Origin of the sequence: Nocardioides sp. W7 (assembly GCF_022919075.1) — a bacterium.
Classification (GTDB): domain Bacteria; phylum Actinomycetota; class Actinomycetes; order Propionibacteriales; family Nocardioidaceae; genus Nocardioides.
In genome coordinates, this window is record NZ_CP095078.1 from 2,631,060 (window position 1) to 2,657,116 (window position 26,057).

General features: G+C 72.6%; 30 protein-coding genes. 20 read left to right on the forward strand and 10 right to left on the reverse strand.

Annotation, left to right across the window (positions count from 1 at the left end; translation table 11 throughout):
* The first annotated feature begins 3 nt into the window (after positions 1-3).
* From MUB56_RS12480 to MUB56_RS12490, 3 genes are read left to right on the forward strand one after another with little or no spacing between them, the layout of a single operon-like run.
* Positions 4-1,515 (forward strand): AlkA N-terminal domain-containing protein, encoded by a 1,512-nt coding sequence (locus tag MUB56_RS12480; RefSeq protein WP_244932215.1) that lies wholly within the window; start codon positions 4-6, stop codon positions 1,513-1,515.
* Positions 1,516-1,517: 2 nt separating this feature from the next.
* Entirely contained in the window at positions 1,518-1,997 is a 480-nt protein-coding gene (locus MUB56_RS12485; RefSeq protein ID WP_244932216.1) for a methylated-DNA--[protein]-cysteine S-methyltransferase, read from the forward strand.
* A 34-nt stretch (positions 1,998-2,031) separates the two neighbouring features.
* Entirely contained in the window at positions 2,032-2,574 is a 543-nt protein-coding gene (locus tag MUB56_RS12490; protein ID WP_244932217.1) for an NUDIX hydrolase, read from the forward strand.
* A gap of 18 nt (positions 2,575-2,592) precedes the next feature.
* On the opposite strand, the gene MUB56_RS12495 is transcribed toward MUB56_RS12490, so the two are convergent.
* Positions 2,593-3,315 (reverse strand): IclR family transcriptional regulator, encoded by a 723-nt coding sequence (locus MUB56_RS12495; RefSeq protein WP_090852934.1) that lies wholly within the window; start codon positions 3,313-3,315, stop codon positions 2,593-2,595.
* Between the two features lie 168 nt (positions 3,316-3,483).
* Here MUB56_RS12495 and leuC point away from each other — a divergent pair, with 168 nt between their 5' ends.
* Positions 3,484-4,902 carry a 3-isopropylmalate dehydratase large subunit gene (leuC, locus tag MUB56_RS12500; RefSeq protein WP_244932218.1) on the forward strand — a complete coding sequence of 473 codons (1,419 nt, stop codon included), beginning with the start codon at positions 3,484-3,486 and terminating at the stop codon, positions 4,900-4,902.
* 12 nt (positions 4,903-4,914) lie between these two features.
* Positions 4,915-5,520, forward strand: a complete 606-nt coding sequence (gene leuD / locus MUB56_RS12505; protein ID WP_244932219.1) for a 3-isopropylmalate dehydratase small subunit — start codon at positions 4,915-4,917, stop codon at positions 5,518-5,520.
* A 30-nt stretch (positions 5,521-5,550) separates the two neighbouring features.
* Here leuD and MUB56_RS12510 read toward each other — a convergent pair whose 3' ends face one another.
* The gene (locus tag MUB56_RS12510) at positions 5,551-6,279 is read right to left on the reverse strand and encodes a GNAT family N-acetyltransferase (RefSeq protein ID WP_244932220.1); all 729 of its coding nucleotides are present in this window, start codon (positions 6,277-6,279) and stop codon (positions 5,551-5,553) included.
* Positions 6,280-6,477: 198 nt separating this feature from the next.
* Between MUB56_RS12510 and MUB56_RS12515 the strand changes: the two genes are divergently transcribed.
* Entirely contained in the window at positions 6,478-7,209 is a 732-nt protein-coding gene (locus MUB56_RS12515; RefSeq protein ID WP_244932221.1) for an HU family DNA-binding protein, read from the forward strand.
* 54 nt (positions 7,210-7,263) lie between these two features.
* Here MUB56_RS12515 and cofC read toward each other — a convergent pair whose 3' ends face one another.
* Positions 7,264-7,908, reverse strand: a complete 645-nt coding sequence (cofC, locus tag MUB56_RS12520; RefSeq protein WP_244932222.1) for a 2-phospho-L-lactate guanylyltransferase — start codon at positions 7,906-7,908, stop codon at positions 7,264-7,266.
* A 113-nt stretch (positions 7,909-8,021) separates the two neighbouring features.
* Here cofC and MUB56_RS12525 point away from each other — a divergent pair, with 113 nt between their 5' ends.
* Both MUB56_RS12525 and MUB56_RS12530 read left to right on the forward strand, forming a co-directional pair.
* Positions 8,022-8,801, forward strand: a complete 780-nt coding sequence (locus tag MUB56_RS12525; protein ID WP_244932223.1) for a lysophospholipid acyltransferase family protein — start codon at positions 8,022-8,024, stop codon at positions 8,799-8,801.
* 52 nt (positions 8,802-8,853) lie between these two features.
* Positions 8,854-9,873: an NAD(P)H-dependent glycerol-3-phosphate dehydrogenase gene (locus MUB56_RS12530; protein ID WP_244932224.1), complete on the forward strand. Its 1,020-nt coding sequence runs from the start codon at positions 8,854-8,856 to the stop codon at positions 9,871-9,873.
* 67 nt (positions 9,874-9,940) lie between these two features.
* Here MUB56_RS12530 and MUB56_RS12535 read toward each other — a convergent pair whose 3' ends face one another.
* Positions 9,941-11,005 (reverse strand): aminotransferase class I/II-fold pyridoxal phosphate-dependent enzyme, encoded by a 1,065-nt coding sequence (locus MUB56_RS12535; protein ID WP_244932225.1) that lies wholly within the window; start codon positions 11,003-11,005, stop codon positions 9,941-9,943.
* A gap of 25 nt (positions 11,006-11,030) precedes the next feature.
* Between MUB56_RS12535 and murF the strand changes: the two genes are divergently transcribed.
* Together murF and MUB56_RS12545 are read left to right on the forward strand one after the other, a co-directional pair.
* The gene (gene murF / locus MUB56_RS12540) at positions 11,031-12,413 is read left to right on the forward strand and encodes a UDP-N-acetylmuramoyl-tripeptide--D-alanyl-D-alanine ligase (protein ID WP_244932226.1); all 1,383 of its coding nucleotides are present in this window, start codon (positions 11,031-11,033) and stop codon (positions 12,411-12,413) included.
* 10 nt (positions 12,414-12,423) lie between these two features.
* Entirely contained in the window at positions 12,424-13,524 is a 1,101-nt protein-coding gene (locus MUB56_RS12545) for a D-alanine--D-alanine ligase family protein (protein WP_280637404.1), read from the forward strand.
* 11 nt (positions 13,525-13,535) lie between these two features.
* On the opposite strand, the gene MUB56_RS12550 is transcribed toward MUB56_RS12545, so the two are convergent.
* From MUB56_RS12550 to MUB56_RS12565, 4 genes are read right to left on the reverse strand one after another with little or no spacing between them, the layout of a single operon-like run.
* The gene (locus MUB56_RS12550) at positions 13,536-13,988 is read right to left on the reverse strand and encodes a YbjN domain-containing protein (protein ID WP_244932227.1); all 453 of its coding nucleotides are present in this window, start codon (positions 13,986-13,988) and stop codon (positions 13,536-13,538) included.
* A gap of 24 nt (positions 13,989-14,012) precedes the next feature.
* A complete protein-coding gene (locus MUB56_RS12555; protein WP_244932228.1) occupies positions 14,013-14,984 on the reverse strand; it encodes a D-alanine--D-alanine ligase in 972 nt (323 codons plus the stop codon).
* A 28-nt stretch (positions 14,985-15,012) separates the two neighbouring features.
* Positions 15,013-15,525: a DUF3515 domain-containing protein gene (locus MUB56_RS12560; RefSeq protein WP_244932229.1), complete on the reverse strand. Its 513-nt coding sequence runs from the start codon at positions 15,523-15,525 to the stop codon at positions 15,013-15,015.
* A 14-nt stretch (positions 15,526-15,539) separates the two neighbouring features.
* On the reverse strand, positions 15,540-15,776 hold the full coding sequence (locus MUB56_RS12565) for an Lrp/AsnC ligand binding domain-containing protein (RefSeq protein WP_244932230.1): 237 nt from the start codon (positions 15,774-15,776) through the stop codon (positions 15,540-15,542).
* Between the two features lie 125 nt (positions 15,777-15,901).
* On the opposite strand from MUB56_RS12565, the gene MUB56_RS12570 reads away from it, so the two are divergent.
* Positions 15,902-16,852, forward strand: coding sequence for a thiamine-phosphate kinase (locus MUB56_RS12570; RefSeq protein ID WP_244932231.1), 951 nt, complete (start codon positions 15,902-15,904; stop codon positions 16,850-16,852).
* Positions 16,853-17,061: 209 nt separating this feature from the next.
* Here MUB56_RS12570 and rpmB read toward each other — a convergent pair whose 3' ends face one another.
* Positions 17,062-17,247 (reverse strand): 50S ribosomal protein L28, encoded by a 186-nt coding sequence (rpmB, locus tag MUB56_RS12575; protein ID WP_011756723.1) that lies wholly within the window; start codon positions 17,245-17,247, stop codon positions 17,062-17,064.
* Between the two features lie 207 nt (positions 17,248-17,454).
* On the opposite strand from rpmB, the gene MUB56_RS12580 reads away from it, so the two are divergent.
* From MUB56_RS12580 to MUB56_RS12620, 9 genes are all read left to right on the forward strand, one after another.
* Positions 17,455-19,110, forward strand: a complete 1,656-nt coding sequence (locus MUB56_RS12580) for a DAK2 domain-containing protein (protein WP_244932232.1) — start codon at positions 17,455-17,457, stop codon at positions 19,108-19,110.
* Complete coding sequence (locus MUB56_RS12585) at positions 19,107-21,344, forward strand: ATP-dependent DNA helicase RecG (protein ID WP_244932233.1); 2,238 nt, start codon at positions 19,107-19,109, stop codon at positions 21,342-21,344. The genes MUB56_RS12580 and MUB56_RS12585 overlap by 4 nt, the downstream gene beginning before the upstream one ends.
* Before the next feature lie 25 nt (positions 21,345-21,369).
* Positions 21,370-21,972, forward strand: coding sequence for a 16S rRNA (guanine(966)-N(2))-methyltransferase RsmD (rsmD, locus tag MUB56_RS12590; RefSeq protein ID WP_244932234.1), 603 nt, complete (start codon positions 21,370-21,372; stop codon positions 21,970-21,972).
* 4 nt (positions 21,973-21,976) lie between these two features.
* Positions 21,977-22,465, forward strand: a complete 489-nt coding sequence (gene coaD, locus MUB56_RS12595) for a pantetheine-phosphate adenylyltransferase (RefSeq protein WP_244932235.1) — start codon at positions 21,977-21,979, stop codon at positions 22,463-22,465.
* A gap of 97 nt (positions 22,466-22,562) precedes the next feature.
* Entirely contained in the window at positions 22,563-23,108 is a 546-nt protein-coding gene (locus MUB56_RS12600; protein ID WP_244932394.1) for a YceD family protein, read from the forward strand.
* A gap of 41 nt (positions 23,109-23,149) precedes the next feature.
* On the forward strand, positions 23,150-23,335 hold the full coding sequence (gene rpmF / locus MUB56_RS12605; RefSeq protein ID WP_182526167.1) for a 50S ribosomal protein L32: 186 nt from the start codon (positions 23,150-23,152) through the stop codon (positions 23,333-23,335).
* A 28-nt stretch (positions 23,336-23,363) separates the two neighbouring features.
* The gene (gene rnc / locus MUB56_RS12610; RefSeq protein ID WP_244932395.1) at positions 23,364-24,110 is read left to right on the forward strand and encodes a ribonuclease III; all 747 of its coding nucleotides are present in this window, start codon (positions 23,364-23,366) and stop codon (positions 24,108-24,110) included.
* Positions 24,111-24,125: 15 nt separating this feature from the next.
* Positions 24,126-25,007 carry a bifunctional DNA-formamidopyrimidine glycosylase/DNA-(apurinic or apyrimidinic site) lyase gene (gene mutM / locus MUB56_RS12615; protein WP_244932236.1) on the forward strand — a complete coding sequence of 294 codons (882 nt, stop codon included), beginning with the start codon at positions 24,126-24,128 and terminating at the stop codon, positions 25,005-25,007.
* Positions 25,008-25,201: 194 nt separating this feature from the next.
* Positions 25,202-25,414 (forward strand): hypothetical protein, encoded by a 213-nt coding sequence (locus MUB56_RS12620; protein WP_244932237.1) that lies wholly within the window; start codon positions 25,202-25,204, stop codon positions 25,412-25,414.
* Positions 25,415-25,617: 203 nt separating this feature from the next.
* Here the strand turns inward: MUB56_RS12620 and MUB56_RS12625 are convergent, their stop codons facing one another.
* Positions 25,618-26,043, reverse strand: a complete 426-nt coding sequence (locus MUB56_RS12625; protein ID WP_244932238.1) for a hypothetical protein — start codon at positions 26,041-26,043, stop codon at positions 25,618-25,620.
* Positions 26,044-26,057: the final 14 nt, after the last annotated feature.

Here is a 26,057-nt window from a genome sequence, read left to right on the forward strand (position 1 = left end):
GCCATGACGACGAGCGGGACGACACCGGCGGGGCACCTCGACCCCGAGTCGTGCTACCGCGCGGTGAAGTCGCGCGACCGTCGCTTCGACGGCGTCTTCTACACCGCGGTCCGCACGACCGGCATCTACTGCCGACCCAGCTGCCCCGCACGCACCCCGGGGTACGCCAACGTGACCTTCCACCCGAGCGCGGCCGCGGCCCAGGCGGCCGGCTACCGCGCCTGCAAGCGCTGCCTCCCGGACGCGACGCCCGGCAGCCCCGACTGGGACGTCTCCGCGACCGCGGCCGGCCGCGCGATGCGGCTGATCGCCGACGGCGTCGTCGACCGGGAGGGCGTGGACGGGTTGGCGGGCCGGGTCGGCTACACCCCGCGCCACCTGAGCCGGATCCTCACCGCCGAGCTCGGCGCGGGTCCGCTCGCCCTGGCCCGGGCCCGGCGTGCCCAGACCGCCCGGGTCCTGATCGAGACCACCGCGCTGTCGCACACCGATGTCGCGTTCGCGGCGGGGTTCTCCAGCGTGCGCCAGTTCAACGACACGATCCGCGAGGTCTACTCCGCCAGCCCGACCGAGCTGCGCGGTCGCCGGGGGAGCGCCCGGGCGACGACCGGCACCGTCTCGATGCGGCTCGCGGTCCGCACCCCCTTCGCGGGCCGGGCGCTGCTCGACTTCCTGGCGCACCACCTGATCCCGGGCGTGGAGGCCGCGGGCCCGGGCTGGTACGCCCGCACCCTGGACCTCCCGCACGGACCCGGCACGGTCCGACTCGACGTCGACGACGCCACGACCAGCGGCGAGACGGCCTTCGTCGCGGCGACCTTCGCGCTCACCGACCTGCGGGACACGACGGCCGCCGTGGAGCGCGCGCGCCGCCTGGTCGACGCCGACTGCGACCCGGTGGCGGTAGGCGACCACTTCGCCGGCGACCCGGTGGTCGGCCCGCTCGCCCGGGCCACGCCCGGCCTGCGGGTCCCTGGTCAGGTCGACGGCGACGAGGTCGCGGTCCGCACCGTGATCGGTCAGCAGGTCAGCGTGGCCGGCGCCTGCACCGTCACCGGCCGGCTGGTCGCCGAGCACGGCACCCCGGTCGACACCGGCATCCCCGGGCTGACCCATCTCTTCCCGTCCGCCGCCACCCTGGCCGCGCTCGACCCGGCGACCCTGCCCATGCCGCGGTCCCGCGGTCGGGCCCTGGTCGGGCTGTGCGCGGCGCTCGCGTCCGGTGCCGTCGCCCTCGACCGCGGACCCGACCGCGACGTCGTACGCCGCCGGCTGCTGGAGCTGCCCGGCGTCGGGCCATGGACGGCCGACTACGTCGCGATGCGGGCGCTCGCCCACCCCGACGTCTTCCTGCCGACCGATGTCGGCGTGCGCAACGCCCTGACCGGGCTGGGCCACGACCCGGGCGCGGTCGTCGCCGCGAGCGAGCGCTGGCGACCCTGGCGCTCCTACGCCCTGATGCACCTGTGGAACACCCTCATGCCGCCCGTCCCCGCCACCCTTCAGGAGAGCTGACCATGTGGACCGTCATCGACTCACCGATCGGCGAGCTCCGGCTCGTCGAGCGCCACGACGCGATCACCGCCATCGAGTTCTCGCCCTTCCGCGACGGCGACGGCCGGGTCCGCGGCGACCGCGACGACGCGCACCCGATGCTGGTCGAGACCGCGCGCCAGCTGCGCGCCTACTTCGACCGTGACCTCAAGGAGTTCGACCTCCCGCTCGCGCCCGTGGGCAGCGACTTCCAGCGGCGGGTCTGGGCCGAGCTCGTCGCGATCGGGTACGGCGAAACCGCGTCGTACGGCCAGGTCGCCCACCGGCTCGGCATGACCAACGCCGCCTCGCGTGCGGTGGGCCTGGCCAACGGCCGCAACCCGATCCCGATCGTGATCCCGTGCCACCGGGTGATCGGCGCCAACGGCACCCTCACCGGGTACGCCGGCGGCCTGGAGCGCAAGCAGCTGCTCCTGGAGCTGGAGCAGGACGCGCTGTTCTGACGTCGGCCGATCGGGTGGCTGTCACGCTGTGCCCATGAGCGGCTGGCAGACGCACGCGACCCGGACGGCCTACGAGAACGCCTGGATCCGGGTGCGCGAGGACGAGGTCACGCGGCCCGACGGCAGCACCGGCGTATACGGCGTGACCGAGGTGCGCCACCCGGCCGTGTTCATCGTCCCGGTGACCGAAGAGGGTGAGGTGCTGCTCATCCGGCTGTTCCGCTACCCGATCGGCCGGGACTCGCTCGAGGTGCCGGCCGGCGGCTCGGACGGGCAGGAGCCGCTGGTCGCGGCCCGGCGGGAGCTGCGCGAGGAGACCGGGCGTACGGCGGCCACCTGGACCCACCTCGGTCGGGTCTTCTCCCTCAACGGCGTCGCGGACGCCCGGGCCGAGGTGTTCCTGGCCCAGGGCCTCGCCGACGAGGGCGGGGGCAGCCAGGCGGAGGAGGGGATCTCCGAGGTGCTCACCGTGCCCTGGGACGACGTCCTGGGCATGGTGCGCACGGGAGCCATCCACGACAGCGAGACGGTCTCGTGCCTGATGCTGGCCGGCCTCGCGCTGGGCCGGATCGGCTGAGCTGGCTCCGTCCGGGGACTACTCCGCAGCGGCGCGGCGCAGCGACTCGGAGAGCCGCTCCGCGGCGGCGAGCACGGCGGGAGCGTGCATCCGCCCGGGCTGCCGGGACAGCCGCTCCAACGGGCCGGAGACCGAGACCGCGGCGATGATCTTGCCGCTGGGGGAGCGGACGGGTGCCGACACCGAGGCGACGCCCTGCTCGCGCTCGCCGACGGACTGGGCCCAGCCGCGGCGGCGGATGCCGGAGAGTGCGGCCGCCGAGAACGCGGCGTTCTGCAGGCCGCGGTGCATGCGCTCGGGGTCCTCCCAGGCCAGCAGCACCTGCGCGGCCGAGCCGGCGCGCATGGTGAGCTGCGAGCCGACCGGGATGGTGTCGCGCAGTCCGCTGGGGCGCTCGGCCGCGGCGACGCACACGCGGTGCTCGCCCTGGCGGCGCCAGAGCTGGGCGGACTCCCCGGTGATGTCGCGCAGCCGGGCCAGCACCGGGCCCGCGGTAGCGAGCAGTCGGTCCTCGCCGGCGGCGGCGGAGAGCTCGGCGAGCCGGGGGCCGAGGACGAAGCGACCCTGCATGTCGCGGGCGACCAGCCGGTGGTGCTCGAGCGCAACGGCGAGGCGATGCGCGGTCGGACGGGCCAGGCCGGTCGCGGCCACCAGGCCGGCGAGGGTGGCCGGCCCGGACTCGAGTGCGGTCAGCACCAGTGCTGCCTTGTCGAGCACGCCCACACCGCTGGAGTTGTCCATATGCCAATACTCCCGTCTCGGATCATGGGATGCAAGAGGTGTGACGCGTCCCGCACCGGCACCGGGGCGGCGAACCTTCGTCTCGAATGTCGAGATTGACGTCTCAGATCATGGGATTGGCGGCGTACTCTTCCACCATCGGAAGCGGTACGTCACGAGGGAGTGATCATGGGCAGGACCCTGTCGGAGAAGGTGTGGGACGAGCACGTCGTGCGGTCGGCCCCGGGAGAGCCGGACCTGCTCTACATCGACCTCCACCTCGTCCACGAGGTGACCTCGCCGCAGGCGTTCGACGGCCTCCGGCTCGCCGGGCGGCCGGTGCGTCATCCCGAGCTCACGCTCGCGACCGAGGACCACAACGTCCCGACGCTGGACTGGGACAAGCCGATCGCGGACCCCGTATCGCGCACCCAGATCGAGGCGCTGCGCAAGAACGCCACGGAGTTCGGCGTACCGCTGCACCGCCTCGGCGACGCCGACCAGGGCATCGTGCACATCATCGGTCCCCAGCTCGGCCTGACCCAGCCGGGCATGACGATCGTCTGCGGTGACAGCCACACCAGCACCCACGGCGCCTTCGGCTCGATCGCGCACGGCATCGGCACCTCCGAGGTCGAGCACGTGCTCGCGACCCAGACCCTGATGCAGGCCAAGCCCAAGACGATGGCCGTGACCATCAACGGCAGCCTGCCGGCGGGCGTCACCGCCAAGGACATGGCGCTCACCCTGATCACCCACGCCGGCACCGGCGGCGGCCAGGGCTACATCGTCGAGTACCGCGGCCAGGCCGTCGAGGAGCTCTCGATGGAGGGCCGGATGACGCTGTGCAACCTCAGCATCGAGTGGGGTGCCAAGGCCGGCATGGTCGCGCCCGACCAGAAGACCTTCGACTACATCGAGGGCCGCCCGCACGCGCCGAAGGGCGCCGACTGGGACGCCGCCGTCGCGCACTGGAAGACCCTGGTCACCGACGAGGACGCCGTCTTCGACGAGGAGATCGTGCTCGACGCCTCGACGATGACGCCCTTCGTCACCTGGGGCACCAACCCCGGCCAGGGTGCACCCCTCGGCGCCGACGTGCCCGCGCCCTCCGACTTCGAGGACGAGCAGGAGCAGATCGCCGCCGAGCGGGCCCTCGAGTACATGGACCTCAAGGCCGGCACGCCGCTGCGCGAGGTCCGGGTCGACACCGTCTTCATCGGCTCCTGCACCAACGGCCGTCTCGAGGACCTGCGCCTCGCGGCCGAGGTCATCAAGGGCCACAAGGTCGCCGAGGGCACCCGCCTGCTCGTCGTTCCCGGCTCGGCGCGGGTGCGGCTGCAGGCCGAGGGCGAGGGCCTCGACGTGATCTTCAAGGAGGCGGGCGCCGAGTGGCGTGGCGCGGGCTGCTCGATGTGCCTCGGCATGAACCCCGACACGCTCGCGCCCGGTGAGCGCAGCGCGTCGACCTCCAACCGCAACTTCGAGGGCCGTCAGGGCAAGGGTGGGCGCACCCACCTGGTCTCCGTCCCCGTCGCGGCGGCGACCGCCGTCCGCGGCACCCTCTCCTCGCCGGCCGACCTCGTGCCGGCCGCGGCGACGAACTGAACGGGAGCTGACATGGACAAGTTCACGACCCACACCGGCGTCGGCGTCCCGCTGAAGCGCAGCAACGTCGACACCGACCAGATCATCCCGGCCGTCTACCTCAAGCGGGTGACCCGCACCGGCTTCGAGGACGGTCTCTTCTCCGCCTGGCGCAACGACCCGACCTTCGTGCTCAACAACCCGGTGTACGACGGCTGCTCGGTGCTCGTCGCCGGCCCCGACTTCGGCACCGGGTCCTCGCGCGAGCACGCGGTCTGGGCGCTGCAGAACTACGGCTTCAAGGTCGTCATCTCGGCGCGCTTCGGCGACATCTTCCGCGGCAACTCCGGCAAGGCCGGGCTGGTGGCGGCCAAGGTCGACGAGAAGGTCGTCCAGCAGCTCTGGGACTTCCTCGACGACAACCCGGGTGGCGCGATCACCGTCGACCTGGAGTCGCGCACCGTGCGGGCCGGCGAGGGCATCGATGCGATCGAGGAGTCGTTCGACATCGACGACTACACCCGCTGGCGGCTGCTGGAGGGTCTCGACGACATCGGCATCACGCTCGGGAACGAGGCCGACATCGCGTCGTACGAAGCGACCCGGCCGAGCTGGAAGCCGGTCACGACGGTCTCCTGAGACCGGCTCGACATCTCGAACAGCTCGCCCTCAGTCCCCGACGGGGCTGAGGGCGAGCTGCGTCACGTACGGCGTGAAGCCCAGCCGCTCGGCGGTGCGCACCGAGGCGATGTTGGTGGTGCGGGCCGTCCACCGAGCCAGACCGTGGCGTCGTACCGACCACGACGCGGCGTGCCGGCCGACGACCTCGGCGAGCCCCCGCCCGCGCGCCGCAGGGCTCACCAGGACCCCGACGTCGCGCGGGGTTCCGTCCCAGTCGGTCAGGTTCGCCGCCGCGACGAGCGCCCCGCCCTGGCGCAGCCCGAAGCAGGTCTCGGGCTCCTCGTCGAAGCCCGCCTCGCTCCACTCCTCCTCGGTGACCTGCGCGCGCAGGTCGGCGAGGGCGGCAGGTCCGACAAGGGCGACGCCGTGGCCGTCCACCAGCTCAGCACTGAGGTCGGGGCCGGGGTCACGGTCGAGGTACGCGTGCGTCGAGGGGCCGACCAGGACGAGCCCGTGCTGGTGGGCGAACGCGTCCCAGAACGCCACGTCCTGGAGCTCGTGCGGCGAGAGCTCGGTGAACGAGGCCACCTCCTCGGCGGCGCTCGGACCGGGCGCCGAGACGTGTACGCCGGCGGCACGCCACGCGACGTACCACCCGGGATAGCCCTGGAGACGACCGTGCGGGGTGACGGTCACGCTGTCCCACATCTCGTCCGGCTCGAGGCCGAACAGCTCGGCCCACCAGCGATCGAGCGAGGCGGCCGTCGAGGCGTCCATGAGGCCGAACCTAGGTCGGAATCCCAGGCGCCGGTAGCGAATTCGTCGCCGCGTGCGACGCCGAGGTCGGCGGCGCGCGCAAGAAAGTTGCGTCCACAGGCGGCGTGGTGATTGTGAGGAAGGCCACAAATACCTAGCGTGCCAAGGAGAAGGTCGAGCACGGGCTCGGCTTCGAGGAGTTCCTCCGAAGGGAAGACCGTGAACAAGTCACAGCTCATCGACGCGCTGGCGGCGCGTTACGAAGGGAACAAGAAGGCCGCGGCCCACGCGCTCGAGTCCGTTCTGGACACGATCACCCGCGAGGTGGCGAAGGGCGAGAAGGTCGCGATCACCGGCTTCGGCTCGTTCGAGAAGAGGGTCCGCGAGGCCCGCTGGGTCCGAAACCCGCAGACCGGCGAGAGGATCAAGGCGAAGAAGAAGGCGGTGCCGAAGTTCACGGCCGGCGCCGAGCTGAAGGGGGTCGTGTCGGGCGCCAAGAAGCTGCCGAAGCTGACCCTGGCCGTGGCCAAGGCGGCGCCGGCGGCGGCGGCCAAGAAGGCGACCACTCCGACGAAGGCTGCATCGGCGAAGACCGCTGCCCCGGCGAAGAAGTCGGCGGCCGCCAAGAAGGCCGCGCCCGCGGCGAAGAAGGCGGCCACCGCGAAGAAGGCCACCACCGCGAAGAAGGCGGCCACGACGAAGAAGGCGGCCCCGGCCAAGAAGACCGCGGCCAAGACCACCGCAGCCACGACCACGACGGCGAGGAAGACGACCACCGCGCCGGCCAAGAAGGCGGCAGCCACGAAGAAGGCACCGGCGGCCAAGAAGTCCCCGCCGACCAAGGCATCGCTGAGCAAGGCATCGGCGGCCAAGAAGGCACCCGCAGCGAAGAAGTCCTCGGCAGCGAAGAAGTCGCCGGCCGCCAAGAAGACGGCCGCGAAGAAGGCCTGACCCACGCACGCCGACGGGGCCGCCTCCATCCGGAGGCGGCCCCGTCCGCGTGCCTCACAGGTGGGCGGTGAGGACGCGGGTCCGCGGCCCGACGCCGAGGGCGACGGCGTCGCGCAGGTCGTCGAGGTCGTCGACGTCGCAGCGCAGCGTGGTCGCGTCGAGCGCGATCGCGAAGGCCTGCTCGTGGTGCAGGTCGCGCGAGCCCGGCCCGAAGCGCGGGTCGAAGCGGTCCCACGCTGCGGTGTAGAGGGTGGTGCCGATCCCGGCCGCGTCGGGGACGAAGGCCGGCTCGTCGCCGACCTGGGCGAGGGCGGCATCGAGGTCGGCCGGGCGCAGGGCAGGCAGGTCCGCGCAGAGCGCCGCCGGTTGCAGGTCCGGCCACCGGCGCCGGGCCTCCGCGGCGGCCTGCCGCAGGCTGGCGTTCAGGTCACCGGTGACGCCGTCCGGGATCGCCGGGCAGCCGAGGGCGGCGAGCTGCGCCGAGAAGGACGCGTCGTCGGTCGCGACCAGCACTGCGCCGACGCGTGCGCTGGCGAGGGCGGCGGCGACCGTGTCGAGCGCGAACGCGGCGGCGAGGTCGCGGCGTACGGCGTCCGGCAGGCCGACCAGCCGGGACTTCCCGCGGGCCGGGGGCTTCACGGGCACGAGCAGCGCGAACCGGCGGTGCTCGACGGTCGGCTCGGAAGAGGGACGGGACATCGAGACGATCCTGTCAGGTCGTGATGCCGGATCGTGCGGTACCGACCGAGTAGCCTGCGTTCGGGCGTGCGGTGCGTCACGGTGACGGGCCGGTGGAGAGGACGAGGGGGCACGTGAAGGTACGCAAGCTTCAGCAGAAGCGTGGCTGGGCATGGCAGCTGGCCGTTCTCATCGTCAAGCCCGCACTGCTGGCCACCACCACGCACGAGTGGATCGGTGGCGAGAAGATCCCCGCCTCGGGCGGCTGCATCCTGGTGCTGAACCACATCTCGCACGTCGACCCGTTCACCGCCGGCCACATCGTGTGGGACCACGGCCGGCTGCCGCGCTACCTCGCCAAGTCGGGGCTCTTCCGCAACCGGGCGCTCCGCTACTTCATGAAGGCCGCGGGGCAGATCCCCGTCGAGCGCCTCAGCGTCAACGCCGTCGGTGCGTACGACGCGGCCGTCGCCGCCGTGCAGGCGGGTGAGTGCGTCGTGGTCTACCCCGAGGGCACCATCACCCGCGACCCCGGCGGCTGGCCGATGGCCGGCAAGTCCGGTGCGGCGCGGATCGCGCTCGCGACCGGCTGCCCGGTGATCCCGATCGGTCAGTGGGGGGCCCAGGAGCTGCTGGCGCCGTACGCCAAGAAGCCCGACCTGTTCCCGCGCAAGAAGATCCGGATGATCGTCGGCGACCCGGTGGACCTCCAGGACCTGCTGGCGGTCGAGGTCACCCCGCCGGTCGTCCAGCAGGCGACCGAGCGGATCATGGCGGCCGTGGTTTCGCTGGTCGAGCAGATCCGTGGCGCGACCGCGCCGACTGAGCGTTTCGACATGCGCAAGGCCGGGGTGCGCGAGATCGGCAAACCGGACCGCCCGCAGCCACCCGAGCCGGGGAAGGACCCGAGATGAGCTCTCCCCACGAAACCACTCGCCGCGCTCGCGCATCCGCGGGGGCCCCGGCATGAGTCCGCTCTCCAGCACCGGCAAGGTCGCCGTACTCGGCGCAGGGTCGTGGGGCACCGCCTTCTCGATCGTGCTCGCCGACGGTGGCAACGAGGTCACCATGTGGGGCCGCCGCGAAGAGGTGTGCGCGGCGATCAACGACCAGCACGAGAACGCCGACTACCTGCCCGGGGTCCAGCTGCCGCCGACGGTGTCGGCCACCCACGACCCGGAGAAGGCGCTCGCGGGTGCCGACGTGGTCGTGCTCGCCGTGCCGTCACAGTCACTGCGGGCCAACCTCACCGAGTGGGCGCCGTACCTCTCCGACGACGCGGTGATGGTCTCGCTGATGAAGGGTGTCGAGCTCGGCACCCTGAAGCGGATGAGCGAGGTGATCGCCGAGGTCACCGGCGCGGGACCGGACCGGATCTCGGTCATCAGCGGCCCCAACCTGGCCAAGGAGATCGCCCGCCGCGAGCCCGCCGCGTCGGTGGTCGCGTGCGAGGACGAGGACGTGGCCCGGATGCTCCAGGCCCGGTGCCACTCGCCGGCCTTCCGCCCCTACACCTCGGTCGACGTGCTCGGCTGCGAGCTGGGCGGCGCCTACAAGAACGTCGTCGGACTAGCCGTCGGGATGGCGGTCGGGCTCGGCTTCGGCGACAACACGACCGCGTCGGTCATCACCCGCGGCCTGGCCGAGACGGCCCGGCTCGCCATGAAGCTCGGCGCCAACCCGCTGACCCTGATGGGCCTCGCCGGCCTGGGCGACCTGGTCGCCACCTGCTCCTCGCCGCTGTCGCGCAACCGCACCTTCGGAGAGAAGCTCGGCCAGGGGATGACCTCGGCGGACATCTACGCCTCGACCCGGCAGGTCGCCGAGGGCGCCAAGTCCTGCTCCTCGCTGCGTGCTCTCGCCGAGCAGTCCGGCATCGACGCCCCGATCGCCCAGCACGTCGACGACGTCGTCGCCGGCCGGCTGACCGCCAACGAGATGATGGACGCCTTCATCGCCCGCGACACCAAGGCCGAGACTGACTGATCGCCGAGTCAGCACCAGTAGTGCTGACTCGGCCCACCATTCGTGCTGACTCGGCGAGGAAGGGTGGTCAGGGGAGGCGGTCCAGTGCCTGCTGGAGATCGGCCCAGAGGTCCTCGACGTCCTCGATGCCGACGGAGAGCCGGACCAGCGCGTCGGGGATGGTGACGGGCTCGGACTTCCAGCGGCGCCGGCGCTCGAAGGTCGACTCCACGCCGCCCAGGCTGGTCGTGTAGACCCACAGCTCCGTGGAGTGGGTGAGCAGGTCGGCGGCCATCGCGCCGCCGGCGATCACGATGGAGACGATGCCTCCGAAGCCGGGGTAGCGCACCTGCGAGACCGCCGGGTGGGCCTCGAGCCGGATGGCCAGCTCGGTGGCGTTGCTCTGCGCCCGCTCGACCCGTAGGTGCAGGGTGCGCATCCCGCGCAGGGCGAGCCAGGCCTCCAAGGTGCCGGGTACGGCGCCGAGCAGGTCGCGCCGGCCCTTCAGTACGCCGTACAGGTCGTCGTCGTTGGTCACCAGGGCGCCCATCAGCACGTCGCTGTGGCCGGAGAGGTACTTGGTCGCCGAGTGCACGACGATGTCGGCGCCGAGCTCGAGCGGCTTCTGCAGCAGCGGAGTGGCGAAGGTGTTGTCGACGACGACGTACGCGCCGGCCTCGTGGGCGGCGGCGGCGATGGTCTCGATGTCGGCGATCTCCAGGGCGGGGTTGGTCGGCGACTCGAGGACGACGAGGGCCGCGTCCTCGCACGCGGCCACGCAGGCGGCCGTGTCGGTCACGTCGACGAGCTCGGTGGTGATCCGGCCGCGCGCCTCGAGATCGCCCAGCTGGACGATCGTGCCGTTGTAGGAGTGCGCGGGGGCGACGACCTTCGCGCCCTGGCCGACCAGGTCGAGGACCACGGACACCGCGGCCAGGCCGGAGGAGAACGCCAGGGCCCGGCCGCCCTCCAGTGCGCCCAGGGCGGTCTCGAAGGCCTGCCACGTGGGATTGCCCCACCGGCCGTACTCGCGCTCACCGCCGCCGACGAAGGTCGAGGCCATCGTGATCGGCGTGTTGAGGGGCTCGTCGGCCTCGTGGGGCGGCCGGCCGGCGTGGACGGCGACGGTGGAGGGCTTGGGGTGGTCGACCATGGTCCACAGACTAGGGTCGGGGTCCATGATCGTCCTGACCCTGGCCGAGATCGCCGCCGTCGTGGACGGCCGGATGGTTCCGGAGGACGCCGAGGTCGCGGTCACCGGGCCGGTCGTCATCGACAGCCGCGAGGCCGGGCCCGGCAGCCTCTTCGCCGCGTTCGTCGGCGAGCACGCCGACGGTCACGAGCACACGGGCCAGGCGGCCGAGCTCGGCGCCGTCGCGGTGCTCGGGAGCCGGCCGACCGAGCTCCCGACGGTGCTGGTGGACGACCCGCGCCGCGCGCTCCAGCAGCTCGCGGCGTACACCGTCGCGCAGGTACGGCGGTCCGGGCACCTCACCGTCGTGGGGATCACCGGCTCCCAGGGCAAGACCTCGACCAAGGACCTGCTCGGTGCCCTGCTCGGTCACGTCGGTCCCACCGTGGTGACCCGGGGCTCGTTCAACAACGAGCTGGGGATGCCGCTGACCGCCCTGGGCATCGGCGCCGACACCCGGTTCCTGGTGCTCGAGCTCGGCGCCCGCGGGCGCGGCCACATCGCCGAGCTGACGCGACTCGTGACCCCCGACGTCGGCGTCGTCCTCAACGTCGGCCAGGCGCACCTGGGCGAGTTCGGCTCGCGGGAGGCGATCGCGGCCGCCAAGGGAGAGCTCGTCGAGAGCCTGGCCGAGGGCGGTACGGCGGTCCTCAACGCGGACGACGTCCGGGTCGCGGCCATGGCGTCGCGCACCCGGGGACGCGTCGTCACCTTCGGCCGGGACCAGCCGGCCGACGTACGGGTCGAGGAGCTGCGGCTGGACCGACTCGGACGGGCGTCGTTCGTCCTGACCACGCCGCAGGGCCCGGTGCCCGTCACGCTGCAGCTGGTCGGCGCCCACCAGGCCCTCAACGCCGCCGCGGCGGCGGCCGCCGCCCTCACGCTCGGGCTCACCCCCACGCAGGTCGGCGAGGCGCTGGCCGCCGTCACGACGCTGTCGCAGTGGCGGATGGAGCTGCACGAGCTCGCCAACGGCGTGACGGTCCTCAACGACTCCTACAACGCCAACCCCGACTCCATGCGGGCCGCGCTGGACGCCCTGGCGGCCATCGGTGCCGATGCGTCGGTGCAGCGCACGATCGCCGTGCTCGGCGAGATGCGGGAGCTGGGGGAGACCAGCGAGACCGAGCACGTTGCCGTCGGCGAGTACGCCGCCGGGCTGGGCATCGACCAGCTGCTGGTCATCGGCGAGCCCGCGCGCGGCATCCACCGTGGCGCCGAGGGTCGAGACGGCACCGCGACCACCTTCGTCGCCGACAACGACGACGCCGTCGCGTGGCTCCGCGACCACCTCGGCGCCGGCGACGCCGTACTGCTCAAGGCGTCGCGGGGGGCGCGCCTCGACGAGGTGGCGGCCGCTCTTCAGTAAGGTCGGGCGAGTGGCTGAAGCATCTCCCGACCCGATCGCCCCTCCGAGCCGGAAGATCCGGGTCGCCCTCCTCTTCGGCGGCCGATCCGGTGAGCACGGTGTCTCCACCGCGACCGCGGCCGGTGTGCTGAAGGCCCTCGACCGGGACAAGTACGACGTCCTGCCCGTCGGCATCACCCGCGACGGGCAGTGGGTCCTCGCCTCCGGCGACGCCGCCCGGTGGGACCTCACCTCCGGAGGACTGGCCGAGGTCACCTCGGACGCCGGCCAGGAGGTCGCCGGCCTGCCCGACCTGGGCGAGGTCGACGTCGTGTTCCCGCTGCTCCACGGCCCCTTCGGGGAGGACGGCACGGTCCAGGGCCTGCTCGAACTGGCCGGGGTGCGCTACGTCGGCGCCGGGGTGCTCGCCTCCGCCGTCGGGATGGACAAGCACTACATGAAGCTGGTCTTCGCCGGCCACGGCCTCCCCGTCGGGCCCTACGTGGTCGTGCCCCCGCGGGACTGGGAGCAGCGCCAGGCCGAGGTCGTCGCCCGGGTGGCGCAGGAGCTGCGGTTCCCCGTGTTCGTGAAGCCGGCTCGTGGGGGCTCGTCCCTCGGCATCACCCGGGTGGACGACGTGAGCGGGCTGGTCGACGCCATCGAGGAGGCCCGCTTCCACGACCCCAAGGTGCTCGTGGAGCAGGGCATCGAGGGGCGCGAGATCGAGTGCTCGGTCCTCGGCGGTCGCCGCGGCGCGGCGCCGCGCGCCTCGGTCCCCGGGGAGATCGTCGTCGACCACGACGCCGTGGACTTCTACGACTTCGACGCCAAGTACCTCAGCGACTCCCAGGCCCGCACCGAGGCACCGGCCGACCTGCCCGACGACGTCAGCGCGACGGTGCGCGACCTCGCGGTCCGGGCCTTCGAGGCGATCGGCGCCGAGGGCCTCTCACGCGTCGACGTCTTCGTGACGCCCGACGGCGAGGTCGTCGTCAACGAGATCAACACCATGCCCGGTTTCACGCCGATCTCGATGTACCCCAAGATGTGGGAGGCGACCGGGCTGTCCTACCCCGAGCTCATCGACGAGCTGATCCAGCTCGCCCTGGAGCGGCCCACCGGCCTGCGCTGACCCGGGCTCCGTCAGGCGAGCAGGTCGTCGGGGTCCGCCCCGTCGGCCACGGCCTGCAGGCCGTCGATCCACAGGTCCATCGCCGCCAGGTTGTGGACGACCAGGGGCGAGACCAGGGCAGCGAGGACGGTGTCGTCGACCTCGGCCGCCCCCAGGTCGAGCGAGGTCCGGAACCGGACGTCGCCGTCGGTCACGTCGATCTCGAACGAGCCGATCGTGAGCCCGTAGTTCGCGTGCGTGAGCACGGTGGCCACCGCCTCGCGGCGGTCCGGTGGCACCTCGTCGGGCAGCAGGCTGTAGAAGGCGATCTGCTGGTCCTCGGGCTCGACCTGGGCCACGAACGGCCACAGGGCCTCGCCGTCCGCGGGCTCCAGGAGCATGCCGCCGGGGTGCTCCGCGTCGAGCTCGACCCGCCACTCCAGGCCCTGCAGCACTCCGACGACGCGGTCGATGAGCTCGGTCATCTCAGTCTCCGTTTCCGCCGGCGCTCAGCTGGGCCGGACCGTCGCGAGCAGCAGGTCGTGGGCGACCTCGCCGAGCGAGGTGCCGCTGGCGGTGCAGGCGAACGGGAGCACCGAGGTCTCGGTCGTGCCGGGGGTGATCGCGGTCTCCAGCAGCACGAAGGTGCCGTCCGGGGAGACGATGAAGTCGGACCGGGACAGGTCGGAGAGCCCCAGCACCCGGTGCGCGTCCCGGGCGACCTCCCCGAGCCGGGTCATCAGCTCGTCGGGCAGGTCGGGCGCCAGCAGGGAGACGAACTCGGCGGTGTAGCGGGCGCTGAAGTCGAACTCGTGACCCTTCTCGTACTCGATCGCGATCGGCGTCAGCGAGGTGAGCCCGTCGGCGGTCTCGTAGCACACGACGCTGACGTCGATGCCGTCGTAGAAGCGCTCGACCAGCGCGTCCTCGCAGTAGGCGTAGGTCTCCACCAGCGCTGACGGCAGGGCGCCGAGCCCGTCGACGCCGGTGACGCCGAGCGCGCTGCCGCCCCGGGCCGGCTTGACCACCACGCGGTGGCCGAGGCGGTGCATGACGTGCTCCATCAGCGCGGTCGCGCCGATGTCGCGGAAGGTCGTCGCGGACAGCCCCACGCTGTCGGGGACCGGGATGCCGGCGCGGTGCAGCAGCTCGCGGGCGGCGCCCTTGTCCCAGGCGACCTTGCAGGCCCGGCTGCTGGACCCGACGTACGGCAGGTCGATCAGCTCCAGCAGGGTCTGGATCTCGCCGTCCTCGCCGAACTGGCCGTGCAGCGCCGGGAACGCGGCGACGACCTTGTCCCGCTCGAGGCTGTGGAGCAGCTGCCGGTCGAAGTCGTAGACGTGCGCCTCGACCCCGCGGGCACGCAGCTCGCGCATCAGATTGCGGCCGCTGGCCAGGGACACGTCGCGCTCGTGGCTGAGGCCTCCGGCGATGACGGCCACGGGCCCGGCGAACTCCTCGGTGCGGCTGGAGGTGGTCATGGGACGAGGATCCCACATCACCCCGACCTCAGATGCAGCGCTCGACGAGCTCGAGATGCTCGGACACGACGGACGCGAGCTCGGCCAGTACGGCGGCACTGCCCTCGGGCCGGTACTCGGCGGGTACGTCGACCCGCAGTCGCGGCGAGTAGCCCGCGGAGGTCAGCACCAGGTCGGCGTCGTTGTCCGCGTCCTGCTCCGGCGGGACGAACCAGCCGACGTCGTTGACCAGGAGGCAGTCCGCCGTCTCGCGGAAGTCCTCGGGCTCGGGTGCCCCGCACGAGACGACGATCGCCGGGTCGCCGTACGCCGCTCCCGGCGCGCCCTCGGGCTCCGTCTCGACGACCGACTCGCCCGCGAGGGTGTCGGGCAGGTCGGCGACGAGCGCGGCGCAGGTGGCGGCGTCGGCCTCGTCGAGGTCGGGGGTCGCCAGCTCGACCGGCCCGCAGCCGGTCGCCAGCGCGACCACCAGCGCCGCGCACGCGACGACGCCCCCGGTCCGGCGGGACCAGGGGCGTCGGAGTGCGGCGCGCTGTGTCACATCTGGGAAGGCACTCAGATGTGGACGACCGGGCAGGTCAGGGTGCGGGTGATGCCGTCGAGGGTCTGCACCTTCGCGACCACCAGCTTGCCGAGCTCGTCGACGTTGCGGGCCTCGGCGCGCACGATCACGTCGTACGGGCCGGTGACGTCCTCGGCGAGGGTGACGCCCTTGACCTGGGCGATCGCCTTCGCGACCTCGGCAGCCTTGCCGACATCGGTCTGGATCAGGATGTACGCCTGGACGACCATCGTGCTTCTCCCTGGGTGAGCGGGGGTCGCCCGCATGTGACGGGCTGTTAACCGCTGCTCAACCTACCCGGTCCCGCATGGGTGTCCATAGCCGGCCACTGACGGTGGTCTGGTGGGATGGGGACATGGCTTTCCCCAGCGACGCGACCCTGGCCGACGCCGGTGAGTTCGGGCTCATCGGCGAGTTCGTCCGACTCTTCCCGCAGGGCGAGCACGTGCTCGTGGGGCCCGGTGACGACGCGGCCGTGCTGCGCGTGCGCACCGGTCACGTGGTCGTCTCCACGGACCTGATGGTCGAGGGTCGGCACTTCCGGCGCGACTGGGCGAGCGCCGCCGACGTGGGCCACCGGGCGGCGGCCCAGAACATCTCCGACATCAACGCGATGGGCGGTACGGCGGCCTCGCTCACCGTCGGGCTGGCCGCGCCGGCCGACCTGCCCGTGCAGTGGGCGCTGGACTTCGCGGCCGGCTTCGCCGAGGAGTGCGGCCTGGTGGGCGCGAGCGTGGTCGGCGGCGACCTGACCCGCGCCGACCAGGTGGTGATCGCGGTCACCGTGCTCGGCGCGTGCACCCAGGCCCCGGTGTTGCGGTCCGGGGCGCGGCCGGGCGACGTGCTCGCCCTGGCGGGCCGCCAGGGCTGGGCCGCCGGTGGCCTCGCCGTCCTGGGGAGGGGGTTCCGCTCGCCGCGCGCGCTGGTCGAGGCGTACCGCCGGCCGGCGCCGCCGTACCTGGAGGGCGCGCTGGCGGCCGAGGCCGGGGCGACGTCGATGATCGACATCTCGGACGGTCTGCTGGCGGAGGCCGGGCACCTCGCGGCCGACTCGGGGGTGGCGATCGACGTCGACACGTCCTCGTTCGAGATCGCCGAGCCGCTCCAGGCGGTCGGCGCGGCGGTCGGTGCGGACCCGATGAGCTTCATCCTCGGCGGGGGCGACGACCACGCCCTGCTCGCGACGTTCCCCGACCGGAGCGCGGTCCCCGACGGCTGGACGGTGATCGGTGCCGTCTCGGTGGGGGAGGGCGTCACCGTCGACGGCGCGGCGTACGACGGGCCGACCGGGTGGACGCACTTCTGAGCGCGCCTCGCCCGAGCCTGCGAGGGCGAGGAGGCACGCGCCAGGTCGAGTAGCCCCGCGTCCGACGAAGGAGGACGCGACGGGCGTATCGAGACCCGGACCAGGGTCGCGATACGCCCGCCGGCGCTCGCTACTCGACCAACGAGTTCCCTGGACGCACAAAGGCCCCCGACCGGTGCGGTCGGGGGCCTCTCTGGTGAAGCTTGAGGTCAGCGGGTGACCTTGCCCGCCTTCAGGCAACCGGTGCACACGTTGAGGCGCTTGGGCGTGCCGTTGACGGTCGCCCGAACGCGCTGGATGTTGGGGTCGAAGCGACGCTTCGTGATCTTGCGCGACCAGGGTCGGTTGTTGCCGAAGCCCGGCTTCTTGGCGCAGATGTCGCAGACGGCAGCCACCGTGAACTCCTGATGGATCGAGGTTGGGACTCATTGGACTTGAGCATGAGGGGCCCGGCGAGCGGGCAACCGAGCCAGCGTATCCGACGGCGCGGGTCGGGGGAAAATCGAGCCGACGGTCCCCGGCGCCTGTCGGTGTCGGAGACTAACCTTCACCCGGTCGGCGGTGCCGACCGTCAGGGCAGGCGAGCCAGGAGAGGACGGCGGATGGAGGTCCCCGGCAGTGGCGGTGTGCAGCTCTCGGTGGTGCTGCGGTTCGTCGACATCGCGACGGACGCACTGGCGAGTGCGCGCGAGGAGATCGACGCGCTCAACGTCTACCCCGTGCCCGACGGCGACACCGGCACGAACATGTACCTCACCGTCTCCGCCGCCCGGGACGCGATCCGGGAGGTCGCCGACACCGACCCCGGCACCGACCTCGCCGCGGCGCTGGCCCGGCTCAGCCGGGGCGCGCTGCTCGGCGCCCGCGGCAACTCCGGGGTGATCCTGAGCGAGATGCTCGGCGCGATCGCGCGCCGCCTGGCCCGGGCCCGACCCGACGAGCGCAACGCCGTGGTGGTGGCCGAGGCGCTCCAGCAGGCCACCGACGCCAGCTACGCCGCGGTCGGCACCCCGGTGGAGGGCACCATCCTGACGGTCTCCCGGGCCGCGTCCGACGCGGCCACGGCGATCGCCCAGGACACCGGGGCGCGGGCCCGCGACGTGTTCGCCGCGGCGGCGCAGGCCGCCCGCGAGGCGCTCGCCCGCACTCCCGAGCAGCTGCCGGTGCTGGCCGAGGCCGGGGTGGTCGACGCGGGCGGTCGTGGGCTGAGCGTCGTCCTCGACGCCGCCGAGACCGTGCTGACCGGCCGCCGGCCGGTGCCGGTGACCGGCCCCATCGGCCGCCACACGATCCCGGTGCCGCTGGGCGCGGGGCCCGATCTCAGCCCGGACGGTCCCGCCTACGAGGTGATGTACCTCCTCGACGCCGACGACGACCAGGTGGCCGTGCTGCGCAGCCGGCTGGCCGCGCTCGGCGACTCGCTCGTGGTGGTCGGGGACGAGGGCCTGTGGAACGTCCACGTCCACGTCGACGACGTGGGCGCCGCGATCGAGGCCGGGATCGAGGCCGGTCGCCCGCACCGGGTGCGGGTCACCCACTTCGCCGAGCAGGTCGCCGAGGCGCGCGCTCGTCCCGAGACCAGGGCCGGGCGCCGGATCGTCGCGGTCGCGGCGGGTCCCGGCCTGGCCCGTCTCTTCGAGGCGGCCGGGGCGGTCGTGGTGCCCGGTGGTCCGGGCCGACGGCCCTCGACCGGCCAGATCCTGGAGGCGGTCACCGGCTGCGGGGCCAGCGAGGTGGTGCTGCTGCCCAACGACCACGACTCCGTCCGGGTCGCACAGATCGCCGCCTCGACCGCCGAGGCCGACGCCGACGGCGGCCTGCGGGTGGCGGTCATCCCGACCCAGGCGCAGGTCCAGGGGCTGGCGGCGATGGCGGTCCACGAGCCGGGCCGCGGCTTCGACTCCGACGTCCTGGAGATGACGGCCACGGCCCGCCACGCGCGTCACGGCGCGGTCACCGTGGCGGCCCGCCAGGCGATGACGATGGCCGGGCCCTGCGAGGTCGGCGACGTCCTCGGCGTGGTCGCCGGTGACTTCGCGGTGGTCGGCTCCGAGCAGTACGCCGTCGCGACCGACGTCATCGACCGGCTGCTCGGCGGCGGCGGCGAGCTGGTGACGCTGGTCGCCGGCGAGGAGGACGCGGAGGGCTCGCTGGCCACCCGGGTCGCTGGCTACGTCGAGGAGCACCACCCCGCGGTCGACGTGGTCGTCTACGACGGCGGGCAGGAGCGCTACCCGCTGCTGGTGTCGGTCGAGTGATCGCGCTCGACTCGCCGATCGCCACCGTCTTCGGCGCCGAGACCAAGAGGCGCGACCTGGTCATCAAGGGCCTGCACCTGGAGACGGTCGGCGATCTGCTGCGGCACTTCCCGCGGCGCTACGTGAAGACGGGCGAGCTGACCCAGGTCGACGACCTGGAGGTCGGCCAGGTGCTCACCGTCGTCGGCCAGATCGTCAAGAGCGACATCAACACCTACCGCGACCGGCGCACCGGCCAGACGGCGTACCGCCTCGACGCCGTGCTGAGCACCGACGGACCGTCACTGCGGATGTCGTTCTTCGCCAAGAACAAGGGCACGGCCGGCTGGCACGCCAAGCGGCTCCCGGTCGGGCGGCGGGGGATCTTCGTCGGCCAGGTCGGCTCCTTCCAGGGCAACTGGCAGCTCACCAATCCCCAGCTGACGCTGTTCGGAGTCGACGAGGACGGCACCGAGGACGAGACCGAGATCGACATCCCCGCCCTGTTCCCGGTCTACCCGCTCACCAAGGGGGTGGAGTCCTGGGACCTCCAGCGCGCGATCACCTTCGCCCGCACCGTCATCGACGACGTGCCCGACCTGCTGCCGCTCGAGGTCCGGGAGCGCTACGAGCTCATCGAGGCCCGCACCGCCCTGAACTGGGTCCACGCCCCCGACGACTACGGCCAGGTGGGCGCGGCACAGCGGCGCTACCGCTTCGAGGAGGCGCTGGTCACCCAGGTGGTGCTCGGCCGCCGGCGCCGGGCGCTGCGGGCCCAGGGCGCCCAGGCCCGCACCGGCGGCGGGGGGCTGCTGGCCGCGTTCGACGAGCGGCTGCCGTTCGAGCTGACCGCGGGGCAGCGGGTGGTGGGGGCCGAGATCGAGGCCGACCTCGCGCAGGCCCACCCGATGAACCGGCTGCTGCAGGGCGAGGTCGGCTCCGGCAAGACCCTGGTGGCGCTGCGCGCGATGCTGCGGGTCGTCGACTCCGGCGGCCAGGCCGCGCTGCTGGCACCGACCGAGGTGCTCGCCCAGCAGCACCACCGCTCCATCACGGCGATGCTCGGCGACCTCGCGTCCGGCGGGATGCTGGGCGGCGCCGCGGAGGCGACGGCGGTCGAGCTGCTCACCGGCTCGATGACCAAGACCCAGCGCACCGCCCCCATGAGCCGGCTCGCGAGCGGCGAGGCCGGCATCGTGATCGGCACCCACGCGCTCCTCGAGGACAAGGTGCAGTTCGCCGACCTCGGCCTGGTGGTCGTCGACGAGCAGCACCGCTTCGGCGTCGAGCAGCGGGCCGCGCTCACCGACAAGGCCGGCAGCCCGCCGCACGTGCTCGTGATGACCGCGACCCCGATCCCGCGCACCGTCGCGATGACCGTCTTCGGCGACCTGGAGACGTCGGTGCTCACCGAGCTGCCGGCCGGGCGGGCCCCGATCCAGTCCAACGTCGTCCCGCTCGCCGAGCACCCGTCCTGGGTCAACCGGGTCTGGGAGCGGGTCCGCGAGGAGGTCGCCAAGGGTCACCAGGCCTACGTCGTCTGCCCGCGGATCAGCGGTGACGAGCAGGAGGCGGGCGAGCGCGACGCTCAGTCGTCGGACGGGGACCTCGACGCGGACGGCAAGGCCAAGGTGGTGCCGGGTGCACTCGCCGCGGTCGAGGAGATGGCGAGCGATCTCGCCGACGGTGCGCTGCAGGGTCTGCGGATCGCGGTGCTGCATGGTCGGCTCGCGGCCGACGTCAAGGACCAGACGATGCGCGCCTTCGCCGCGGGCGAGATCGACGTGCTGGTCTCCACGACCGTGATCGAGGTCGGCGTCGACGTCGCCAACGCCACCGCGATGGTCCTCCTCGACGCCGACCGGTTCGGCGTCTCCCAGCTCCACCAGCTCCGCGGGCGGGTCGGGCGAGGCGGACTGCCCGGACTCTGCCTGCTCGTCAGCCGCGCCGACGCGGGCACCCCCGCCCGGGAGCGGCTCGACGCCGTCGCCGCGACCACCGACGGCTTCGAGCTGAGCCGCGTCGACCTCGAGCAGCGTCGCGAGGGCGACGTCCTGGGTGCCTCGCAGTCCGGCTTCCGCTCCAGCCTGCAGAGCCTGCGGGTGCTGCGCGACGAGAAGACCATCCTGGCCGCCCGCGAGGCCGCCAACGCACTCCTCGACGACGACCCCGACCTGGCCGGGGCGCCGCTGCTCGCCGCCGAGGTCGCGCGGCTCGAGGCATCCGCCCGCTCCGAGTTCCTGGACAAGTCATGAGGTGCGCTGTCGTGAGGTTCCGGGTATGACCCGCATCATCGGCGGCCAGGCCGGCGGCCGCCGGCTCCAGACACCCAGTGGCGCCTCGACCCGCCCCACGAGCGACCGGGTCCGCGAGGCCCTCTTCTCCTCGGTCGAGTCGTGGTGCGGCACCCTCGACGGCCTGCGCTTCCTCGACCTGTACGCCGGCTCGGGGGCGGTCGGCCTGGAGGCGTGGTCCCGCGGGGCCGGCGTGGTCACGCTGGTCGAGTCCGACCGCCGCACGGCGGCCCTGGTGAGCGCCAATGCCAGGTCCCTGGGCTTCGCGCGCGCCGAGGTGGTGGCCGCGTCCGTGGCGAGCGCGCTCGGTCGCCGCCCGTCCGCCCCGTACGACGTGGTCTTCCTCGACCCGCCGTACCCCCTCGACGACGCGAGCGTCGCGGCCGACCTCACCGCGCTGGTGGACCACGACTGGCTGGTGCCGGGGGCGCTGGTCGTCGTCGAGCGGTCCGTGCGCAGCCCCGAGCCGGCCTGGCCGGACGGCGTCGCACTGGACCGCCGGCGCGCCTACGGGGAGACCGTGCTTTGGTACGGTCACGCCGCCCAGCCGGACGACCCGTCCGGTGACCCGAACGACGAGCAGGAGTGACGTAGTGCGCCGAGCCGTCTGCCCCGGGTCCTTCGACCCGGTCACCAACGGGCACCTCGACATCATCGAGCGTGCTGCGACCCTCTTCGACGAGGTCGTGGTCGCGGTCGGTGTGAACGCCTCCAAGCGGCGGCTGTTCTCCGCCGAGGAGCGCATCGAGATGCTGGAGCAGGCCTGCGCAGGCTTCGCCAACGTCAGCGTCGCGGGCTTCGGCGGCCTGCTCACGACGTTCTGCGAGGAGCGCGACATCCACGCCATCGTCAAGGGCCTGCGGGCGGTCTCCGACTTCGACTACGAGCTGCAGATGGCGCAGATGAACGCCTCGCTGACCGATGTCGAGACGGTGTTCGTGCCGACCAGCCCGGAGTACTCCTTCCTGGCCTCCAGCCTGGTCAAGGAGGTCGCCTCCTTCGGTGGCGACGTCTCGTCGCTGCTGCCGGGATTCGTCCACACCCGGCTCACGGCCCGGCTGGCCGAGCGGCAGGGGGAGTGACGGTGCGAGTGACCGGCCGGCGCTGGTTTGGTCGGTGGTCCGTCGGCCGGATAGCATTCCTGAGTTCTGTTATGTGCCCGGACCCGGAAGTGATCCCCTGACCAGCCTGGACCCGAGAGCGCCGCTCGTGCTCGACACCCGCGAGCTCGGCCGCCGCCCGGGGTCCCAGCGTGAGGTGACGCGGACGGTTCCGGCACCAGCAGATCTAGGCATCGAAGTCCTTCATGTCCCCGAGGGTGCGCCGGTCGAGTTGGACCTGCGCCTCGAGGCGGTCATGGAAGGGGTCCTGATCACGGGCACGGCGCGAGCCGGGCTCGAGGGTGAGTGCGTGCGGTGCCTGGAGCCGATCTCCGACGATGTCGAGGTCACGTTCCAGGAGCTGTACGTCTATCCCGAGCACCAGACCCCGCACGACGAGGACGACGACGTCAGCCAGCTGCAGGACGACCTGGTCGACCTGGAGCTGCAACTGCGGGACGCGGTGGTGCTTGCACTGCCGTTCCAGCCCCTGTGCGAGGACGACTGTCCCGGACTGTGCATCGAGTGTGGTGCCCGGCTCGCGGACGATCCCGATCACACGCACGACGCACCGGTCGACCCTCGATGGGCCGGACTGGCAGCACTGAAGAACGACGACGAGTAGTGCAACTGGGCCGACACTCGGCCCCGGATGAGGAGAGAACAGTGGCTGTCCCGAAGCGGAAGATGTCGCGCAGCAACACCCGTCACCGTCGTTCGGCCTGGAAGGCCGTCGCCCCGACGCTGGTGACCTGCGCGAACCCCGCCTGCGGTGCCAAGCACCTGCCGCACCGCGCGTGCAGCACGTGTGGCCAGTACGGCGCGCGCGCCGACCGTCGTCAGGTCCTCTGAGTACCGCCGACGCGTCCGGTCCGATCCGCTGACCACCTACGCAGAGCTCCGTAGCGCGCTCGGTGATCCGATCCTGGATCCCGAGCTGCTGGAGCGTGCTCTCACCCACCGCTCGTACGCCTACGAGAACGGCGGCCTGCCGACCAACGAGCGCCTGGAGTTCCTGGGCGACTCGGTGCTCGGCGTCGTCGTGACCGAGACGCTCTACCGCACCCACCCCGACCTCTCCGAGGGCCGGCTCGCGAAGCTGCGGGCCGCGGTCGTCAACGCCCGCGCGCTGGCGGGGGTGGGGCGGGCGATCGGCCTCGGCGAGCAGGTCAAGCTCGGACGGGGCGAGGAGTCGACCGGCGGCCGGTTGAAGGCGTCGATCCTCTCCGACACCGTCGAGGCCGTGATCGGTGCGGTCCACCTCAGTGGTGGCTTCGAGGTCTCCGCCGAGGTCGTGCACCGGCTCTTCGACCCGCTCATCGAGGCCGCGTCCGCGATGGGTGCCGGCCTGGACTGGAAGACCTCGCTCCAGGAGCTGGCGGCCGAGCACTCCCTCGGCGTCCCCGAGTACGTCATCGAGGACGCGGGGCCCGACCACATGAAGACCTTCACCGCGCAGGTGCGGGTCGCCGACCGGCTCTACGGCAATGGTGTGGGCCGGTCGAAGAAGGAGGCCGAGCAGGCCGCTGCCGAGACGGCGTACGGCGAGATCGCCGCGTCCCTCGGCGTGACCGACCCGGCCCAGGGCGCGGCGGAGAGCGCCGCCGCCTCGACCCCCACCGACTGACGGCCCGGGCGCCCCGTGCCTGAGCTCCCCGAGGTCGAGGTCGTGCGGGCGGGCCTCGAGCGCCACGTCCTCGGCGCGAGGATCACCCGCGTCGACGTCCTGCACGAGCGGCCGGTCCGCCGCGATCCGCGCGGGCCCGCCGGTTTCGCGGCCGCCCTCGCGGGCCGCCGGATCGAGGCCGCCCGCCGCCGCGGGAAGTACCTCTGGCTGCCGCTGGACAACGGCGACGCCCTGCTCGGCCACCTCGGCATGAGCGGCCAGCTGCTGGTCCAGCCGCCCGGCGCCGCCGACGAGCGGCACCTCCGGGTCCGCCTCGCCCTCGACGGGGCGGCCGAAGGGCGGGAGCTGCGCTTCGTCGACCAGCGGATGTTCGGCGGGCTGTCGGTCTCGACCGGGGGAGCGGACCTGCCGCCGGAGATCGCCCACATCGCCCGCGACCCACTGGACCCGGAGTTCGACGACGACGCGTTCGTGGCGAAGGTCCGCCGCCGGCAGTCCGGGGTCAAGCGCCAGCTGCTCGACCAGAACCTCGTCTCCGGCGTCGGCAACATCTACGCCGACGAGGCACTCTGGCGGGCCCGGCTGCACGGAGAGCGGCCGGGGGACCGGCTGACCGCGGCGCAGGTCCGCGAGCTCCTCGACCACGCCCGCGAGGTGATGGCCGACGCGCTCGGGCAGGGCGGCACGTCCTTCGACGCGCTCTACGTCAACGTCAACGGCGAGTCCGGCTACTTCGATCGGTCGCTGCACGCCTACGGGCGCGAGAACGAGCCCTGTGACCGGTGCGGTGCTCCCATCCGGCGGGTGGCGTTCATGAACCGCTCGTCGTACTTCTGCCCGGTCTGCCAGCCGGTCCCGCGGCAGCGGCGGACACCGGTCCGCTCGGTGCCCGTCTAGGTTTCGAGACGGCTCGCTCGGTCAGTCTCAAGCTCCGGTCCGAGCCGAGCCTCCTCAACCTGGTCACTGATCGTCGCTGTCGCCATCGCAGGCTCAGGCGCCGCGCTCCCAGATTGACCCAGGCGGCCGGTGGTGGGACTCTTGAAGACGGCCCGCCAGAGCGTGCCGCACCCTCAGACCCGGAAGGCTAGTCCATGGCCAAGGCGCTGATCGGCTACCTGAACAGCGACCTGCGAACCCCCACCCGGCTCGGCGCCGACAACGCCCGCCTGCGGGCGCGTGTGGGGGAGCTCGAGGCACTCGTCCTCAAGCTCTCGGAGGAGAACGACAAGCTCGTCGCGGCCCGCGCCGCCGACCTGCTGGAGATCGAGACGTCGTCGGCACTGCAGGAGATGCAGCCCGCCTGAGCGCGGGCGCATCGTCACTGTCGCCGGCACCATCCCCTTCCTCGCCGACCCGTCACTTTCTCGGGCCTTTTCTCGGTGTGTCGCGGCTGGATTGACGGGTCGCTGAGCGGACGCCGTACGGCGCTGACCGAACCGTCAATGCTGCTTCGACACGCCGTAAGAAATGCCGAGAAAGTGACGGGTCGCGCTCGGGTCGGGGGCGGCTACTTCCGCTTCGCCAGCATCGTCGCCTGGTCGCCGGTGAGCGGCTCGCGCCAGACGACCTTCAGTCGTGCCCCGCTGCGCTTGACCTTGACCTGCACCGGGTCGACACACGGTCCGGTGCGGATGGTCTCGCGGAACGTCGTCCAGCCCTGCTTCTTGCCGGTCAGCTTCCAGGCGCCCCGGCAGTGGCCCGGGTAGACGATCGTCGCGCGGAGCTTCCCATTCTTCCTGGTGATCTTGACCTTGGCGGGGTACGCGCCGGCCGAGCCGGCGTCGCCGACGACCTTGCCCTTCCAGGTGCCGGTGATCGATGACGCGGCCCGGGCTGCGGGCTGGTCGGCGGTCGCGGAGGCGGTCGACACGAGGGCGCCGGGGGCGAGCAGGGCGAGTCCGCAGACGGACGTGGTCAGGATCGTGCGCAGCATCGGTTCTCCTTCGT

What these genes read in the sequence shown, in the direction of transcription:
- MUB56_RS12480 (WP_244932215.1), top strand. Translation starts at nt 4, where the DNA reads ATGACGACGAGCGGGACGACACCGGCGGGGCACCTCGACCCCGAGTCG.
- MUB56_RS12485 (WP_244932216.1), top strand. Translation starts at nt 1,518, where the DNA reads ATGTGGACCGTCATCGACTCACCGATCGGCGAGCTCCGGCTCGTCGAG.
- MUB56_RS12490 (WP_244932217.1), top strand. Translation starts at nt 2,032, where the DNA reads ATGAGCGGCTGGCAGACGCACGCGACCCGGACGGCCTACGAGAACGCC.
- MUB56_RS12495 (WP_090852934.1), bottom strand. Translation starts at nt 3,315, where the DNA reads ATGGACAACTCCAGCGGTGTGGGCGTGCTCGACAAGGCAGCACTGGTG.
- leuC (WP_244932218.1), top strand. Translation starts at nt 3,484, where the DNA reads ATGGGCAGGACCCTGTCGGAGAAGGTGTGGGACGAGCACGTCGTGCGG.
- leuD (WP_244932219.1), top strand. Translation starts at nt 4,915, where the DNA reads ATGGACAAGTTCACGACCCACACCGGCGTCGGCGTCCCGCTGAAGCGC.
- MUB56_RS12510 (WP_244932220.1), bottom strand. Translation starts at nt 6,279, where the DNA reads ATGGACGCCTCGACGGCCGCCTCGCTCGATCGCTGGTGGGCCGAGCTG.
- cofC (WP_244932222.1), bottom strand. Translation starts at nt 7,908, where the DNA reads ATGTCCCGTCCCTCTTCCGAGCCGACCGTCGAGCACCGCCGGTTCGCG.
- MUB56_RS12530 (WP_244932224.1), top strand. Translation starts at nt 8,854, where the DNA reads ATGAGTCCGCTCTCCAGCACCGGCAAGGTCGCCGTACTCGGCGCAGGG.
- MUB56_RS12535 (WP_244932225.1), bottom strand. Translation starts at nt 11,005, where the DNA reads ATGGTCGACCACCCCAAGCCCTCCACCGTCGCCGTCCACGCCGGCCGG.
- murF (WP_244932226.1), top strand. Translation starts at nt 11,031, where the DNA reads ATGATCGTCCTGACCCTGGCCGAGATCGCCGCCGTCGTGGACGGCCGG.
- MUB56_RS12550 (WP_244932227.1), bottom strand. Translation starts at nt 13,988, where the DNA reads ATGACCGAGCTCATCGACCGCGTCGTCGGAGTGCTGCAGGGCCTGGAG.
- MUB56_RS12555 (WP_244932228.1), bottom strand. Translation starts at nt 14,984, where the DNA reads ATGACCACCTCCAGCCGCACCGAGGAGTTCGCCGGGCCCGTGGCCGTC.
- MUB56_RS12565 (WP_244932230.1), bottom strand. Translation starts at nt 15,776, where the DNA reads ATGGTCGTCCAGGCGTACATCCTGATCCAGACCGATGTCGGCAAGGCT.
- MUB56_RS12570 (WP_244932231.1), top strand. Translation starts at nt 15,902, where the DNA reads ATGGCTTTCCCCAGCGACGCGACCCTGGCCGACGCCGGTGAGTTCGGG.
- MUB56_RS12580 (WP_244932232.1), top strand. Translation starts at nt 17,455, where the DNA reads ATGGAGGTCCCCGGCAGTGGCGGTGTGCAGCTCTCGGTGGTGCTGCGG.
- rsmD (WP_244932234.1), top strand. Translation starts at nt 21,370, where the DNA reads ATGACCCGCATCATCGGCGGCCAGGCCGGCGGCCGCCGGCTCCAGACA.
- MUB56_RS12620 (WP_244932237.1), top strand. Translation starts at nt 25,202, where the DNA reads ATGGCCAAGGCGCTGATCGGCTACCTGAACAGCGACCTGCGAACCCCC.
- MUB56_RS12625 (WP_244932238.1), bottom strand. Translation starts at nt 26,043, where the DNA reads ATGCTGCGCACGATCCTGACCACGTCCGTCTGCGGACTCGCCCTGCTC.